This is a genomic window from Brevundimonas sp. NPDC055311 (genome assembly GCF_053645695.1).
On the sequence record NZ_JBSHMV010000002.1, the window covers coordinates 227,987 to 243,544 of the forward strand.

Annotated in this window: 17 protein-coding genes; 11 read left to right on the forward strand and 6 right to left on the reverse strand. The window is 69.0% G+C overall.

Annotated elements, in window-relative coordinates; genetic code table 11:
• The 3 genes from ACWIDZ_RS06950 to acnA form a co-directional block, all read right to left on the reverse strand.
• Window positions 1–477, reverse strand: coding sequence for an RES family NAD+ phosphorylase (locus tag ACWIDZ_RS06950; protein WP_453988151.1), 477 nt, complete (start codon window positions 475–477; stop codon window positions 1–3).
• Between the two features lie 7 nt (window positions 478–484).
• Window positions 485–952 carry an antitoxin Xre/MbcA/ParS toxin-binding domain-containing protein gene (locus tag ACWIDZ_RS06955; protein ID WP_291780527.1) on the reverse strand — a complete coding sequence of 156 codons (468 nt, stop codon included), beginning with the start codon at window positions 950–952 and terminating at the stop codon, window positions 485–487.
• A 165-nt stretch (window positions 953–1,117) separates the two neighbouring features.
• On the reverse strand, window positions 1,118–3,823 hold the full coding sequence (acnA, locus tag ACWIDZ_RS06960; protein ID WP_338577469.1) for an aconitate hydratase AcnA: 2,706 nt from the start codon (window positions 3,821–3,823) through the stop codon (window positions 1,118–1,120).
• 186 nt (window positions 3,824–4,009) lie between these two features.
• Between acnA and ccmA the strand changes: the two genes are divergently transcribed.
• Together ccmA and ccmB are read left to right on the forward strand one after the other, a co-directional pair.
• A complete protein-coding gene (gene ccmA, locus ACWIDZ_RS06965) occupies window positions 4,010–4,630 on the forward strand; it encodes a heme ABC exporter ATP-binding protein CcmA (RefSeq protein ID WP_453988149.1) in 621 nt (206 codons plus the stop codon).
• Window positions 4,627–5,292 carry a heme exporter protein CcmB gene (gene ccmB, locus ACWIDZ_RS06970; protein ID WP_453988148.1) on the forward strand — a complete coding sequence of 222 codons (666 nt, stop codon included), beginning with the start codon at window positions 4,627–4,629 and terminating at the stop codon, window positions 5,290–5,292. The genes ccmA and ccmB overlap by 4 nt, the downstream gene beginning before the upstream one ends.
• Here ccmB and ACWIDZ_RS06975 read toward each other — a convergent pair.
• From ACWIDZ_RS06975 to ACWIDZ_RS06985, 3 genes are all read right to left on the reverse strand, one after another.
• Window positions 5,289–5,831: a Smr/MutS family protein gene (locus ACWIDZ_RS06975; RefSeq protein ID WP_453988147.1), complete on the reverse strand. Its 543-nt coding sequence runs from the start codon at window positions 5,829–5,831 to the stop codon at window positions 5,289–5,291. The two genes, ccmB and ACWIDZ_RS06975, sit on opposite strands and share 4 nt — an antisense overlap.
• Before the next feature lie 80 nt (window positions 5,832–5,911).
• Window positions 5,912–6,145 (reverse strand): helix-turn-helix domain-containing protein, encoded by a 234-nt coding sequence (locus ACWIDZ_RS06980; protein ID WP_291780541.1) that lies wholly within the window; start codon window positions 6,143–6,145, stop codon window positions 5,912–5,914.
• A 24-nt stretch (window positions 6,146–6,169) separates the two neighbouring features.
• Window positions 6,170–6,778 (reverse strand): DUF2975 domain-containing protein, encoded by a 609-nt coding sequence (locus tag ACWIDZ_RS06985; protein ID WP_312219961.1) that lies wholly within the window; start codon window positions 6,776–6,778, stop codon window positions 6,170–6,172.
• A 439-nt stretch (window positions 6,779–7,217) separates the two neighbouring features.
• On the opposite strand from ACWIDZ_RS06985, the gene rdgB reads away from it, so the two are divergent.
• From rdgB to ACWIDZ_RS07030, 9 genes are all read left to right on the forward strand, one after another.
• A complete protein-coding gene (gene rdgB / locus ACWIDZ_RS06990) occupies window positions 7,218–7,820 on the forward strand; it encodes an RdgB/HAM1 family non-canonical purine NTP pyrophosphatase (protein ID WP_312219960.1) in 603 nt (200 codons plus the stop codon).
• An 89-nt stretch (window positions 7,821–7,909) separates the two neighbouring features.
• The gene (hemW, locus tag ACWIDZ_RS06995) at window positions 7,910–9,109 is read left to right on the forward strand and encodes a radical SAM family heme chaperone HemW (protein WP_453988144.1); all 1,200 of its coding nucleotides are present in this window, start codon (window positions 7,910–7,912) and stop codon (window positions 9,107–9,109) included.
• Between the two features lie 65 nt (window positions 9,110–9,174).
• Window positions 9,175–9,837, forward strand: a complete 663-nt coding sequence (locus tag ACWIDZ_RS07000; RefSeq protein ID WP_453988143.1) for a TrmH family RNA methyltransferase — start codon at window positions 9,175–9,177, stop codon at window positions 9,835–9,837.
• A gap of 71 nt (window positions 9,838–9,908) precedes the next feature.
• Complete coding sequence (gene rsmI / locus ACWIDZ_RS07005) at window positions 9,909–10,781, forward strand: 16S rRNA (cytidine(1402)-2'-O)-methyltransferase (RefSeq protein WP_453988142.1); 873 nt, start codon at window positions 9,909–9,911, stop codon at window positions 10,779–10,781.
• The gene (locus ACWIDZ_RS07010; protein ID WP_453988141.1) at window positions 10,778–11,206 is read left to right on the forward strand and encodes a YraN family protein; all 429 of its coding nucleotides are present in this window, start codon (window positions 10,778–10,780) and stop codon (window positions 11,204–11,206) included. Before rsmI ends, ACWIDZ_RS07010 begins: the two co-directional genes overlap by 4 nt.
• Window positions 11,203–12,015 carry a SirB1 family protein gene (locus tag ACWIDZ_RS07015; RefSeq protein WP_338577455.1) on the forward strand — a complete coding sequence of 271 codons (813 nt, stop codon included), beginning with the start codon at window positions 11,203–11,205 and terminating at the stop codon, window positions 12,013–12,015. Before ACWIDZ_RS07010 ends, ACWIDZ_RS07015 begins: the two co-directional genes overlap by 4 nt.
• A gap of 163 nt (window positions 12,016–12,178) precedes the next feature.
• The gene (gshB, locus tag ACWIDZ_RS07020; protein WP_291780558.1) at window positions 12,179–13,129 is read left to right on the forward strand and encodes a glutathione synthase; all 951 of its coding nucleotides are present in this window, start codon (window positions 12,179–12,181) and stop codon (window positions 13,127–13,129) included.
• Window positions 13,130–13,156: 27 nt separating this feature from the next.
• Window positions 13,157–13,861, forward strand: a complete 705-nt coding sequence (locus ACWIDZ_RS07025) for a hypothetical protein (protein WP_312219954.1) — start codon at window positions 13,157–13,159, stop codon at window positions 13,859–13,861.
• Window positions 13,862–13,927: 66 nt separating this feature from the next.
• Complete coding sequence (locus ACWIDZ_RS07030) at window positions 13,928–15,538, forward strand: YifB family Mg chelatase-like AAA ATPase (RefSeq protein ID WP_453988140.1); 1,611 nt, start codon at window positions 13,928–13,930, stop codon at window positions 15,536–15,538.
• Window positions 15,539–15,558: the final 20 nt, after the last annotated feature.

A 15,558-nucleotide genomic window follows, 5' to 3' on the forward strand; every position in this document is an offset into this window, starting at 1 on the left:
TCAGCCGAACAGGCGGCTGTCCCACCAGACCGGCGTCTCCAGCCCCGGCTTGATGCGGGCGAAGTCAGGGTGAGCGGTGTTGAAGACGAAGTTGCGCTCCATCCGCGCCACGACCGAGGGCGTGATCAACAGGGCTGAGCGGCCTTCCGCGTGCCAGGCGCGGCCGAAGGCGCGGGCCGCCGCCCCGCCCGGCTCGGCCCAGCCGGGAACCAGGTCCGGGTTGACGACCTCGTAGGAGACGCCCGCCGGAATGTGGATCTCCACATGATGCTGGCCCAGCGGCAGTTCGCCGCCGAAGTGGACCAGCTTCTCCAGCATGGCGGTCGAATAGTGTTCGGCGGCGTAAATCACCCTCTGACCCGCCTCGTGCCACCGGCCCGAGGCCAGGCGCGAGCCGCCGTCGCTCCAGATAGGGTGCTCCCCGCGCGGATCGCCGATGCGGAATCCCTTGAGCGCGTCGTCCAGCCGACGGTGCATGCCGGACCTAGACCGCGAAGCCGGCGTCGGCGCGGCGCACCAGATTGATCACCGCCTCGGCTCCCGCTGAACTGGACTGGGCCATGGCCAGGGGGGTGCGGCCGTTCAGCAGCTGGTGCGGGCGGTTCAGGAAGCGGACCACGGCGGCGCTGTCGCCGCGATAGGCGCGGCCTACGGCGTCGACCACGCGGCCGACCTCGTACAGACGCTCGCTCATCTCGCGCGACAGGGGCTTGCGGCTGGTGCGGGCGCGCCGCAGCGTGGCCTCCGGAATGATCTGGCCGACCACGCGCGGCATGCCGATGACCTGGCCCAGGGCGGCGGCGGCGGCGGGCTTCAGCCCCTGGGACACGCGTTCAGCCAGGGCCACGTCGTCCAGCGCCTCATTGTCGTTCAGGCCCAGCAGCTTGCCGATCCGCGCCGCGTCGCTGGCGGGCAGGGTCTCGGGCGAGGCGTAGAGGTCGAGGGCGGTCATGGCGGCGGCTTTCGTCATATGACGACAATATGGGCGTCAAACGGCGAGGCGGCAAGAGCTTCGCTTCTCCTGCTCATCCTGGCGCCAAGAAAAAAGGCCGGCGGATCGCTCCGCCGGCCTTCATTCTGGTTGGTCTAACGCGCTTTCGCGCTGCTTGAGACCCTCCTACTTCTCGTCGCCGCGCGCCAGGTTGCGCAGGACGTAGGGCATGACGCCGCCGGCCTTGAAGTAGTCCAGCTCCGTCTGGTTATCGATGCGGCAGCGGACCGGGAAGCGGGCCATCTTGCCGTCCGACGGGCGGAACAGCTCGACCCACAGGTCCTGACGCGGCTTCAGCTTGCCGATGTTGGCGTCGGTCAGGCCGCGGATGGTGACGATCTCTTCGCCCGTCAGGCCCAGCTTCTGCCAGCCGTCTTCCTTGAACTGCAGCGGGACGACGCCCATGCCGACCAGGTTCGAGCGGTGGATGCGCTCATAGCTTTCGGCGATGACGGCGCGGACGCCCAGCAGGCGCGTGCCCTTGGCCGCCCAGTCGCGCGACGAGCCGGTACCGTATTCCTTGCCGGCGAAGACCACCAGCGGACGGCCTTCCGACTGATAGCGCATGGCCGCATCGTAGATCGACATCGTCTCTTCCGAGGGGAAGTGCTTGGTGACGCCGCCCTCGATGTCGGGAGTGATGCGGTTGCGGATGCGGATGTTGGCGAAGGTGCCGCGCATCATGACTTCGTGGTTGCCGCGGCGGGCGCCGTAGCTGTTGAAGTCCAGGGCGTCGACGCCGTGGTTGGTCAGGTACTGACCGGCGGGCGAGGCCTTCTTGATCGAACCGGCCGGGCTGATGTGGTCGGTGGTGATCGAGTCGCCGAAGATGCCCAGGATGCGCGCCTCGACGATGTCCGTGACCGGAGCAGGCTCCATGGTCAGGCCCTCGAAGTAGGGCGGGTTCTGGACGTAGGTCGAGGTGTCTTCCCACTCATAGGTCTGACCGCCGGTGACGGCGATCGCCTGCCAGTGCTCGTCGCCCTTGAAGACGTCGGCGTAGCGCTTGGCGAACATCTTGGGCGTGACCGACTTCTTCTGGATGGCGGCGATCTCCTGCGAGGTCGGCCACACGTCCTTCAGGAAGACGTCATTGCCCTTCTTGTCCTGGCCGATCGGCTCCTTGGTGATGTCGATGCGCATCGAACCGGCCAGGGCGTAGGCGACCACCAGCGGCGGCGAGGCCAGGTAGTTGGCCTGGACGTCGGGGTTCACGCGCCCTTCGAAGTTGCGGTTGCCAGACAGGACCGAGGCGGCGACGATTCCGTTGTCGTTGATCGACTTGGAGACCGCCGGGTCCAGCGGGCCCGAGTTGCCGATGCAGGTGGTGCAGCCGTAGCCGACCAGGTTGAAGCCCAGGGCGTCCAGATCCTTCTGCAAGCCGGCGTCGGTCAGATAGTCGGTGACGACCTGCGAACCGGGGGCCAGGGAGGTCTTCACCCAGGGCTTGGGCTTCAGGCCGAGCGCGTGGGCCTTGCGCGCCACCAGGCCGGCGGCGATCAGCACGCTCGGGTTGGAGGTGTTGGTGCACGAGGTGATGGCGGCGATGACGACGTCGCCGTCGCCCAGGTCGAATTTCTCACCCTCGACGGCGACGCGGGCTGCGTCGGTCGGGCGCGAGAACACGTCGGCCAGGGCGGTCTCGAAGGCCGGGGCGGCGGTGGTCAGCTCGACGCGGTCCTGCGGGCGCTTGGGACCGGCCAGCGACGGCACGACCGTCGAGATATCCAGCTCCAGAACGTCGGTGAAGATCGGATCTTCCGAGGTTTCGTCGATCCACAGGCCCTGCGCCTTGGCGTAGGCTTCGACCAGGGCGACGCGCGGCTTTTCACGGCCGGTGGCGGTCAGATAGTCGATGGTGGCCTGAGACACCGGGAAGAAGCCGCAGGTGGCGCCGTATTCCGGGGCCATGTTGGCGATGGTGGCCTGGTCCTCGATGGTCATGCCGGCGATGGCGTCGCCGAAGAATTCCACGAACTTGCCGACCACGCCCTTCTTGCGCAGCATCTGGGTGACGGTCAGCACCAGGTCGGTGGCCGTGGCGCCTTCCGGCAGCTTGCCCGTCAGCTTGAAGCCGACGACTTCGGGGATCAGCATCGGGATCGGCTGGCCCAGCATGGCGGCCTCGGCCTCGATGCCGCCGACGCCCCAGCCCAGGACGGCCAGGCCGTTGATCATGGTGGTGTGGCTGTCGGTGCCGACGACGGTGTCGGGATAGGCGACGGTCTTGCGGCCTTCCTCGGCGGTCCAGACGGTCTGGGCCAGGTGCTCCAGGTTGACCTGGTGGCAGATGCCGGTGCCGGGCGGCACGACGCGGAAGTTGTTGAAGGCCGACGAGCCCCAGCGCAGGAAGTTGTAGCGCTCGATGTTGCGCTCATACTCGCGCTCGACGTTCTGGCCGAAGGCGGCGGCGTTGCCGAAGTGGTCGACCATGACCGAGTGGTCGATGACCAGGTCGACGGGGACCAGCGGGTTGATCTTCTTGGCGTCGGCGCCGAGCTTGTCCATGGCGTCGCGCATGGCGGCCAGGTCGACCACGGCCGGAACGCCGGTGAAATCCTGCATCAGCACGCGGGCCGGACGGAAGGCGATCTCGTGCTCGACGGCGCCCTTGTTCTCGATCCAGGCGGCGACGGCCTTCAGGTCGTCCTCGGTGACGGAAACCCCGTCTTCGTTGCGCAGCAGGTTCTCCAGCAGCACCTTCATCGAGCGCGGCAGGCGGGAAATCCCGGCCAGACCGGCTTCCTCGGCGGCGGGAAGGCTGTAATAGGCGTATTTCTTGCGCCCGACCGCGAGGTCCTGGCGGGTCTTGAGGCTGTCAATCGACGGCATGGAGAAGAGTCCTCTGACTAACGCCGCCCGACAATTCGGTTGCGCCTTCGCGCGCTGGACGTCGGGGCGCACAGGTCCCCGGCGCGCGCGGCGAAAGCCTGCTGCGGCGCTTGCGCATATAGTCCCGCGCGCGAGGGCCGTCCATGTATCCACACCCGTGACGTGGACATTGAGAGAGACTCGCAAGTGCTGACCCGTCTGGAGATAGAGGGCCTGACCCTGTCGCGCGGCGAGCGGCGTCTGTTCGCTGGTCTCTCCTTCGCCCTGGCGGCGGGCGAGGCGGCGGCCCTGACAGGGGCCAACGGGGCGGGCAAGACCAGCCTGCTGCGGGCCGTGGCGGGCTTCATCCGGCCGGACGCCGGCGCGGTGGTTTTTCACGACGCGACCGGCCGGGTCGAGGCGGAGACGGCGCGTCGCTCGGCGCTGCATCTGCTGGGCCATCACGAGGGTTTGAAGCCGCAGCGCACCGCGCGTCAGGAGCTGGGCTTTCAGGTCGAATGGCTGGGCGGTTCGACCGCCGCCCTTGATGCGGCGGTCGCCCGATTGAAGCTGGCGCCCCTGCTGGACCTGGAGACGCGCAAGCTGTCGGCGGGGCAGAGGCGGCGTCTGTCGCTGGCGCGTCTGGTCGCGGCCCCGCGCGCCCTGTGGCTGCTGGACGAACCGCTGGCGCCGCTCGACGAGGCTTGGCGCAGTGTCGCCGCCGAGCTGATGGCCGAACATCTGGCGGGCGGCGGCATGATCCTGGCCGCTGTGCACGATCCCCTGCCCGTCCCGGCGCGGTCGCTGGATCTGGGAGGCGTTCGGTGAAGGCTGTCCGCGCCCTGTTCGCGCGCGAGCTGTCGCTGGCCTGGGGCGGCGGCGGCGGGCCGTTGCTGGCCTGCGGCTTCCTGTTGTGCCTGACGGCCATCCTGCCGCTGGCGGCGGGCGGCGACCCGCGCGTCCTCGCCCCTGCGGCTTCGGGGGCCAGCTGGATGGCGCTGGCGCTGGCTTCGCTGCTGTCGCTGGAGCGGATGTTCGAGCGCGATCTGGAGGACGGAGCGCTGGATCTGCTGGCGACCGGTCCCCTGCCGCTGGAGGCGGTGGTCGGGATCAAGGCCTTGGCGCAGTGGCTGGCGACGGGGCTGCCGCTGGCGGTCGCCGCGCCGGTCGCGGCTTTGGCGCTGGGTCAGCCGCCGGAGCTGATCGGCCTGACGGGCGCTTCGGCGGCGCTGGGCGGTCTGGGCTTCGCCCTTACCGGAGCCCTGGGCGCCGCCCTGGCCCTGGGCGCTCGGCGCGGCGGCCTGCTGATCGCTGTGGTCGTGCTGCCGCTGTTCATTCCGCCGGTGGTGTTCGGAGCCGGCGCCCTGACCCGCGCCGCCGCCGGCCAGAGCCCGGCCTCGGCCCTGGCCCTGCTGGGCGCCTATGTCCTGTTCGCCCTGGTGATCGCGCCCGTAGCCGGGGCTGCGGCCGTCAGGAACGCGCAGGGTTAGCGCCCCTTCAGCGTCACATACAGCGCGCCGTCCCCGCCGTGACGACGGTGGGCGGGGGCGAAGCCCGAGACCACGCCGCGCAGATGCGGTCCGGTCAGCCATTCGTGGACCGAGGCGCGGATGACGCCGCCGCCTCGCCGGCCCTGCCCGGTGATGACCAGCACCGAGCGCAGGCCGCGCATCTGGCAGCCGATCAGGAAGCCGCGCAGTTGATCCTCGGCCTCGAAGCGGCCGAAGCCGTGCAGGTCGATGCGCGCCTCGATGGGATCGCGCTCGCGCGACAAGCGGCGCTGGCGGCGCGGCTCCAATTCTTCCGGCGCGGGGCGAGGACGGGGCGCGACGGTTTTTGGCGAGAGCGGGGGCGATGCGGCGACGCGCCCGGCCGAGGCGGGGGTCAGGGCCGTCGCGCGCTTCTTGCCCGCCGCGCCGCGTTGAGGCGGCGCCGTATGAGCGAGCGCCTCATCGGCTTGGGGCAGAACGGCGCCGGGCGTCACGCGGGCGGCCTTGCGATGGGCGGGCGGCGTCACCGTGGCGGTCACCCTGCCCCAGATGCGCCTGTCGTCATCGGTTGTCGCGGATGCGGCTTTCGGCCCCTTTCCGGAAGGGGGGCGGGCCACGCTCAGTCCTCGTCGTCGAAGGCGGCCGACGGGCCGGGCTCATGGGCCAGCAGATCGCCGGGCTGGCAGTCCAGCTCGCGACACAGGGCGTCCAGGGTGGTGAAGCGCACGGCGCGCGCCTTACCTGTCTTGAGGATGGACAGGTTGGCGACGGTCACGCCGACGCGGTCGGCGAGTTCCGTCAGCGACATGCGGCGCTGGGCGAGGATGCGGTCGAGCTGGACGCGGATGGCCATGGGTTGAGCTTTAGCGTTTCTCGTTCAGATCGTCAGTTCGGATTCGCGGCGAAGGCGCGCGCCTTCGCGGAAGACCTCGGCCAGGACGAAGACGACCAGCACGGAAAAGACGGGGGTGAGCAGGTCGCTGATCCCCTGCGGCTCCATGACGCCCGGCGCCAGACGCGAGGCGACCAGCCCCTGCACCAGCCAGACGCCCCCGGTCACGACGGCCAGGATCAGGCCCACATGGCGCAGGCGGCGCACGTTGTCGGGCTGGAACGGATCGCCCAGGGTCAAGGTGCGGAAGATCTTGCGCAGATGGCGCAGGATGATCAGGAAGCCGCCGAAATAGGCGGTCAGGGCGCCCAGGGCGAACAGCAGCAGCGGACGCGTCAGAGGCATCTCGCGGCCGTCGGCGCCGTCCGAGACGGTCACGTTCAGATTGTCGATCGGGATGAAGATGGAGGCGACCCACAGAAGAAGCAGCAGGCCGGTGACGAGGATCATCACCACATAGGCGGCGTCCAGCGCGATCTTCAGCAGGCTGGCGACGGAGCCGGGACCGATGGTTCTCAGGTTCGGCGTCCGCAAGGAGGAGGCGCGAAGCGGGGTCTGGGCGGGCAGCCGGTTCGGTTTCCGCAATCGCGTCATCGGGCGTCTCAGGCCGGGAAGGGAGGCGCCGTCGCCGCGGCGGGTCCGGCCGACCCGCGCGCGGCTCTATTCTTTGCGGCGTTCATGGCGATCGTCAAAGTCCCCCTCCGATCCCGCAGGATCAGAAACCCTGGATGATCAGGGCGATCGCCGCGACCGGCAGGGCGGCCAGCAGGAAGGCGTTGCCCAGGCTGTGGGCCAGACGGTCCATAAGGTTGGTCTTTCGCATGGCTTGCATATCAGTCTCTCCGTCAATGCACGTTTTTTGTGCATATTTGTTGTACCGCTGGGTCATTGTTGCGAGATGTTTCTCTCGCTTGAACGGTGCGGCCTCCGTTCTTGAGAATGAAGATAGGTCATGCCCTGCAGAAAGCCAACTTACATATCGTTTAACGATGTTACCATTTCGCAATGGATCCGACGGGAGTAAGGTCGCGTCATGAATCTCAAGCTGATCAAGGGGATGCGGCTCGTCGCCGCCACCCACAATCCGGGCAAGGCGCGCGAGATCGAAGCGCTGCTGGATGGACATTACCGGATCGTCACGGCGGGAGAGCTGAATCTGCCCGAGCCGGAGGAAACGGAGAGCACCTTCGCCGGCAACGCCATGCTCAAGGCGCGCCATGCGGCCCAGGTTTCGGGAGAGGTCGCCCTGGCCGACGATTCCGGTCTGTCGGCAGCCGCGCTGGACGGGGCGCCGGGGATCTATTCCGCGCGCTGGGCGGGCCCGGACAAGGATTTCGCCCTGGCCATGAAGAAGGTCGAGGAGCGGCTGGAGGAAACCGGTTCGCGCGATCGGTCGGCCTGGTTCACCTCGGCCCTGGCGGTGGCCTGGCCGGACGGTCCCTGCGTGGTGGTCGAGGGTCGGGTGGACGGCCAGCTGGTCTTCCCGCCGCGCGGCGACGGCGGTCATGGTTACGATCCCGTCTTCCAGCCCGAGGGCTCAGACAAGACCTTCGCCGAGATGGACGCCGCCGAAAAGGACGCCGTCAGCCATCGCGGCCGGGCCTTCGACAAACTCAAGGCGGCGCTGATGGATTGATCGTGGTCCTTCTCCCCTTGTGGGAGAAGGCGGCTGCCGAAGGCAGACGGATGAGGGGGCTGTCGGCTCCAGATTCTACGAAGGCCCCCATGCTCAACCCGCCCCCTCATGCGAGCGGCTCCGCCGCCCAGCTTCTCCCCCGAGGGGAGAAGGGCGCCGTCGCCCTCTATGTCCACTGGCCCTATTGCGCGCGCATCTGCCCCTATTGCGACTTCAACGTCGTGCGGGACCGGGGCCGGGTCGAGGAACAGGTCGGGCTGGCGCGGGCGATCCTGAACGACCTGGAGGCCCAGGCGGCCCTGGTCGGGCCGCGCGCCCTGGCCTCCATCTTCTTCGGCGGCGGCACGCCCTCCCTGATGCCGCCCGAGGCCGTCGCGGCGGTGGTGGAGCGCGCGCGCGCCCTGTTCCCGCCGACGGGCGATATTGAGATCAGTCTGGAGGCCAATCCGACCGACGCCGAGGCCGGGCGCTACGCCGCCCTGGCGCAGGCCGGGATCAACCGCCTGTCCATGGGGGTGCAGTCGTTCGACGACGCGGCGCTCGAATTCCTCGGCCGCGATCATTCGGCCGCCGAGGCGCGTCGCGCCATCGGCCTGGCGGGCCGCGTCTTTCCGCGCCTGTCGATCGACCTGATCTACGCCCGGCCGGGCCAGAGCGTCGCCGACTGGCAGGCGGAACTGGCGACTGCGCTTGATCTGGGGTTCGAGCACGTCTCCCCCTATCAGCTGACGATAGAGGGGACGACGGCGTTCGGGCGGGCCGTGGCGCGCGGGGCCTGGTCGCCGCCCGACGAGGACCTGGCCGCTGAACTCTATGAAGCGACGCAGGCGACGCTCGAGGCGGCCGGGTTCGAGGCCTATGAAGTGTCCAACCACGCCAAGGACGTCGCCGCGCGCTCCAGCCACAATCTGCATGTCTGGCGCGGCGGGGATTACCTCGGCCTCGGCCCCGGCGCCCACGGGCGGATGACCCTGGACGGCGTGCGCACGGCTACCGTGGCCCGTCGCCGGATCGCGGACTATGTGCAGGGCGTCGGCGCCGGATCACCCTGGGCCGAGCGAGAGGCTCTGAGCCTACAGGACGCTGCCGAGGAGAAGGTTCTTCTGGGCCTGCGGACGGTCGAGGGGGTGTCGCTGGCGACGTTGGCGGTTCTGGAGCGCTCTCTGGCATCCGGACCTCTCGCCGAACTGATCGCCGGTGGATTCCTGGAGCCGACAGGGGACCGTGTTCGCGCCACTGTCCGCGGGCGCCCCCTGCTGGACGCTGTGCTCAAGGCGTTATTGGTATGATCGGTCGACAGGCCTGTCGAGCCGATGAGGGTGGCGTTGGGCTGATTTCACTCTAGAACGATGGTATGGAAGACTCATCACTACCTAAGCGTCCGGCTCGTGTCCGCGCCGACGCGATCAAACCGTTTCGTTGCAAAAACTTGATAGCGGTGATCGAAGACCCGGCCGATGTGAAGAACATTGGAACCGTGATCCGCAACGTGAACGCCCTGGGTGTTGAGAAGGTCTATGTTGTGGACCCACGCCGCTCGCTGCCAGACGACTGGCAGGAGTTGCGTGGCGACAAGGCCATATCAAAAATCTCGGTGTCTGCTGTGAAGTGGACGTTCGTGAAGCGTTTCGACAGCACCGATGAATGCTTCGACTACCTTGAAGCCAAGGGCTTTGTTTCGATCGTCACATCCCCGCATGTGAAGGGCAAGACGAGCATGTTCCTGGATGAGGGCGACTATTCCGTTCACGCCAAGCTTGCGGTCTGGTTCGGCAGTGAAAACACCGGGATCAGCGAGCGGGCGATTGAACGAAGCCAGATGTGTGTCAGCGTTCCCATGTTCGGGATGATCGAGAGTCTCAATCTCGGCACCAGTTCAGGCATTGTCCTGTATGAGGTCACGAAACAGCGCCGTGAATATCAAAGCCGATACAGGTTCCGTAACCGCAGGGGCGAACGTCAAACGCCGTTGCCAACCGTGATGACGTCGGGCGAACAGGCGACTCCACGGGAATGAGCGGCAGGCGACAAACGATATCGGCGCTGAACCACTCGACCCCTGATGTGCGGACTGGCAGGGTCCGGCCGATGTCAGACGCCCCGCTTTTTCCGCCGACCGCCCCGCCCGCACGCCCCGTTTCGCCGGGCCTCTATCTGGTGGCGACGCCGATCGGAAATCTGCGCGACATGACGCTGAGGGCGCTGGACGTGCTGGCGGCGGCCGACCTGGTGCTGGCCGAGGATACGCGGGTGACGGCCAAGCTGATGACCGCCTATGGGCTGAAGGCCAGGCTGGAGCGCTGCGACGACCACGCCTCGACCCGCGCGGCCGAGATCGCGCTCGAGAGGCTGAAGGCGGGCGAGGTGGTGGCCCTGGTGTCCGACGCGGGCACGCCCCTGGTGTCCGACCCCGGCTATGTGGTGGCGCGCGCGGCGGCGGCCGAGGGCCTGCCGATCCATCCTGTGCCCGGCCCGTCCAGCCTGCTGGCGGCGCTGTGCATCGCCGGGCTGCCCGCCGACCGGGTGCTGTTCGCGGGCTTCTTGCCGCCCAGGTCGGCGGCGCGCCGCACGGCGCTGGAGGAACTGCGGCCCGGTCGTCAGACCCTGGTCTTCTTTGAGAGCGGGCCGCGCCTGCGCGATAGCCTGGCCGACATGGCCGAGGTGCTGGGGCCGCGCCCGGCCGCCGTCGCCCGTGAACTGACCAAGCTCTATGAGGAATGCGTGCGGGGCACGCTGTCGGAGCTCGCCGCCGATCCGCGCCTGGACGCGCCCAAGGGCGAAATCGTGGTGGTAGTCGGCCCCGGCGAGGCCGAGACGGCCAGCGCCGCCGACGCCGACGCCGCCCTGTCCGAGGCTCTGACCCGCCTGCCGCCCGGCGAGGCGGCGGCCGAGGTGTCCAAGGCGCTGAACCTGCCCAGGAAGCCGCTTTACAAGCGCGCGCTGGAGCTGAAGGGCCGGTGAGCCCGGCCCTGCGGCCGCATCCGCCGCCGAGGAAGCCCAAGGCCGGCTGGCGCCGACAGCTGGGCGGACGGTCGCATCGCCAGGGGCATGACGCCGAATGGATCGCGGCCCTGTGGCTGATGCTCAAGGGCTATCAGGTGCTGGCCTTCCGCCTGAGAGGTCGGCGCGGCGAGATCGACATCCTGGCGCGGCGCGGGCGCGTTCTGGCCGCTGTTGAGGTCAAGCGCCGTGCGACGCTCGAGGCCGCGACGCTGGCCCTGGGGGCGGATCAGCACCAGCGCCTGATCCGCGCGGCCGAGGCGGCGGCGCGCGGACGGCCGGCCCTGGCGGGTCTGGACCTGAGAATCGACATGGTGGCGCTGGCCCCCGGACGCTTTCCGCGTCATCTTCGCGGCGTGATCTCCACGGGAGCGGACCGGTCTTGACGCGCGAGGAAGCAGAAGCGGTGCTGGCGCAGGCGGGACAGGGGCCGGACGAGGCCTTTCCCCTGCTGGATTGCGCCATCGCCTGCGCCATCCACGACTATCCGTTCCGCGACGCCGACGGCGTGCGCATTCTGGCCGATCACGCCGCCCAACGGCTCAAGGAGCGCGCGGCCAATGAAAGCCCCGACGACGCCCTGACCGAGGCCCTGGCCGGCGACCTGCGGTTGAACGGCGACCTACTGAACTACGACCATCCGGCCAACACCGACGTCATCGACGTGGCCGAACGGCGGCGCGGCCTGTCGGCGGTTCTGGTCATCTTCTATCTGGATGCGGCGCGGCGAGCCGGGCTGACGGCGGCGCCGGTCGATTTTCCCGGCCACGTCCTGCTGCGGGTCGAGACGCCCGAGGGGCCGGTGGCGCTGGACCCGTTCAGCCAGGGGCGGCTGGTCCTGCCGTCGGAGCTGACGCGCCGCGCGCTGCTGGCCGGGCTGACGCCGCACGTGGCCGACCGGCTCGACCTGTTGATGGCGCCGGTCAGCGAGCGCCAGACCTTGATCCGCCTGCAGAACATCCTGTTCACCCGGGCTCTTCAGGCCCGCGACTATGAGGGGGCCGAACGTTCGGCCCTGCGCCGCGCCCTGCTGGACCCCGAGGATCACCGCCCCTGGCTGGACGTCGCCGCCGCCCGCGAGAAGCAGGGCGCCCTGACCGGCGCCATGCAGGCCCTGTCGCGCGCCCGCACCCTGGGCGAGCCGATCGCTGCCTGCGACGCCCGCCTGGACCGGGTGCGGATGCGGTTGAACTGAAGCGCGGCCTTGCGGCAGGCAGGTCCGAGCCTCAAGTAGGCACTGACGGCGTTTCGACGTTCAAGCAGCGCGCGCCTGCGGGGCGAGCGTTAGCGCCACTAAAACCAGCTCAAACAGCGAGCGCCCGCGGCGCGAGCGATAGCGCCACAAAGAAGGACTCCCCATGCTCAAGGTCGCCATCCAGATGGACCCGCTCGAGGCGGTCAACGTCGAGTCGGACACCACCTTCCTGATGGCCCTGACCGGGCAGGCGCGCGGCCACAAGCTGTGGGTCTATGACTTCCGCACCCTGGCGCTGGAGGACGGCCGCCTTTTCTGCCGCGCCCGTCCGGTGACGGTGCAGCGCAAGCAGGGCGACCACGCCGACTTCGGTCCCGAGCAGCGCCTGGACCTGGCCGAGGACGTCGACGTCATCCTGATGCGTCAGGACCCGCCCTTCGACATGGCCTATGTCACCGCCACCTATCTGCTGGAGCGGGTGCATCCCCAGACCCTGGTGGTCAACAACCCGGCCGAGGTGCGCTCGGCGCCCGAGAAGCTGATCGCCACCCTCTTCCCCGGCCTGCAGCCGCCGACCCTGGTGTCGTCTGACCCGGAGGCCCTGGTCGATTTCCATCGCCGCCATGGGGATGTGGTGCTCAAGCCCCTGCACGGCGCGGCCGGTTCGGGCGTGGTGCGGCTGAAGGCCGACGATCCCAACCTGGAGGCCCTGATCGAGATTCACGCCGAGGCCTCGCGCGATCCTCTGGTGATCCAGAAATTCATCCCGGCGGTCTCGGCGGGCGACAAGCGCATCATCCTGGTCGACGGCGAGCCGGTCGGCGCCATTAACCGCATCCCCGCCAAGGACCAGGTGCGCTCCAACCTGCGCGTCGGCGGCACGGCCGCGCCGGTCGAACTGACGCCGCGCGATCTGGAGATCTGCGCCGCCATCGGCCCCTATCTCAAGGAACGCGGCCTGATCTTCGTCGGCATCGACGTGATCGGCGACTATCTGACAGAGATCAACGTGACCTCCCCCACCGGCGCCCAGCAGCTGCTGAAGTTCGCCGGGATCGATGCGACCGAGCGCATGTGGGAAGTCATCGAGCAAAGGAAGGGCGCGGCCGCCTGAAGACGCGCTTCACGGGAGGGAACCTTAATGACTGCACTGAACAAGGCCGGGGCGCTGGTCGTCCTGGCGCTGGCGATCGCCTGCCCGGCGGGCGCCCAGGAGGCATCGCCGAATGCGGAGCCGAAACGCCCGTCGCTGGAGGTCCTGGAGCGGATCATCGAGACCCGTACGCCGCAGACCCGGATCGAGACGCCGGATCACGACCGCATCAGTGCGCGGCGCATCGACATCGTCGACGCCGACGGGACCATCCGCATGACCCTGTCGGGCGCGACCCCGCCGCCGATCATCGACGGCATTCAATATAAGCGCGCCTTCAACGTCGCCGGTCTGATCCTTTACGACGACAAGGGCAGCGAGCGCGGCGGTTTCGGCACGGCTGACGTCGAGGGCGGCATGGCCGTTCTGGCGCTCGACCATCCGGCGATGGATGCGGTCGGCTGGCGTGTGTCGCCCGACGGCTCGGTCAGCTTCGTCTTCAACCAGGCGCCGCCGCTGGTGCGCGAACCGGGCCTGGGCGGGGCGCTGGTTCCGGGCGTGCAGACGCCGACGCGGATGCGTCTGTCGCTGGCCGCCGATGGCACGCCCGCCGTCGCCCTGTCGGACAGGAACGACAAGCCGCGCCTGCGCCTGACCGTGACCGAGGAAGGCTTCGGCGCCATCCAGTTCCTGAACGCCGAGGGGCAGGTGATCCATACGATCGCGCCGGAAGCCGACCTGCCGACGAACTGACCGAACAACGCTCTTGCAGTGTTGATTAGTTCGTGATTTGTTCTCTCGACTGCGGGAGGGAACGGCATGGTCGCGCGGGTGGTGACGGTGGCTTTCGACGGCGTCGATGCGCGTCGGGTCGATGTGGAGGTGCAGCAGGTCGGTTCGCCCGCCGGCGCCTTCGCCATCGTCGGCCTGCCGGACAAGGCGGTGGCCGAAAGCCGTGAACGGGTGCGCGGCGCCTTTGCGGGCATCGGCCTGGCGCTGCCGGCCAAGAAGGTGATCGCCAACCTGGCCCCCGCCGATCTGCCCAAGGAAGGCAGTCATTTCGACCTGCCCATCGCCCTGGCCCTGCTGGCCTCCATGGGGGTGATCGGGCCGGACGCCCTGGACGGCTGGGCGGCGGTAGGCGAACTAGGTCTGGACGGACAGATCGCGGCGGTCGGCGGAACCCTGCCTGCCGCCATGGCGGTGAACGCCATGGGCCTGGGCCTGATCTGCCCCGAGGCCAACGGGCCCGAGGCGGCCTGGGCGGGCGAGGCGCGACTGCTGGCGCCGCGCTCCCTGATCGGCCTGATCAATCATTTTCGGGGAACCCAGGTGCTGCGCCCGCCTCAGCCGGGGCCGGTGATCGAGGGACGCGCCGTGCCCGACCTGCGCGAGGTCAAGGGACAGGAGGGGGCCAAGCGGGCGCTCGAGATCGCCGCCGCCGGGGGCCACAACCTATTGTTCGTCGGTCCGCCGGGATCGGGCAAGTCGATGATGGCGGCGCGTCTGCCGGGCCTGCTGCCGCCGCTGACGCCGATGGAGCGGCTTGAGACGTCGATGGTCTGGTCGGTGGCCGGATTGATCGAGCGCGGGGCCCTGACGCGCGAGCGGCCGTTTCGGGTGCCTCATCATTCGGCCTCCATGGCGGCCCTGACCGGAGGCGGGCTCAAGGCCAAGCCGGGCGAGGCCTCTCTGGCGCACAACGGCGTGCTGTTCCTTGATGAATTGCCCGAATATTCGCCCCAGGCGCTGGACAGCCTGCGTCAGCCGCTGGAGACGGGCGAGATCGTGGTGGCGCGCGCCAACGCCCATGTGCGCTATCCGGCGCGGTTCCAACTGGTGGCGGCGATGAACCCCTGCCGTTGCGGCGTGGGCGGGCCGGGGCGCGGCGCCTGCGGCAAGGCTCCGCGCTGCCAGAAGGATTATCAGAACCGCATCTCCGGCCCGATGTTCGACCGCATCGACCTGACGGTGGAGACGCCGGCGGTGACGGCAGCCGACATGATCCTGCCCGCTCCGGCCGAAGGCACGGCCGAGGCCGCCGCCCGCGTGGCCGCCGCCATGCAGATGCAGGAAAATCGCCTGGCCGAGGCCGGGTTGACGGGAATGCAGGCGCTTAACGCCCGCGCCTCGGGCGAGGCGCTGGAGCGGTTCGCCGCGCCCGATCAGGCGGGGCGCGCCCTGCTGATGAAGGCTGGAGAGGCCGGGGACCTGACCGCCCGCGGCTGGACGCGGACCCTGCGTCTGGCTCGCACCATCGCCGATCTGGACGGGGCCGACGGCGTGCTGCGCCGCCATGTGGCCGAAGCCTTGATGTACCGGCGCAGCACGGTCGGGGCCCATGAGGACTTCGACCGTCAGGCCAGCCGGCGGATTCTGTTTCCTGTTCGCGAGACAGGGCCGGGACAAACGCCGTTCGTTTGGAATTAACACCTCGGTCCTAGGCTACC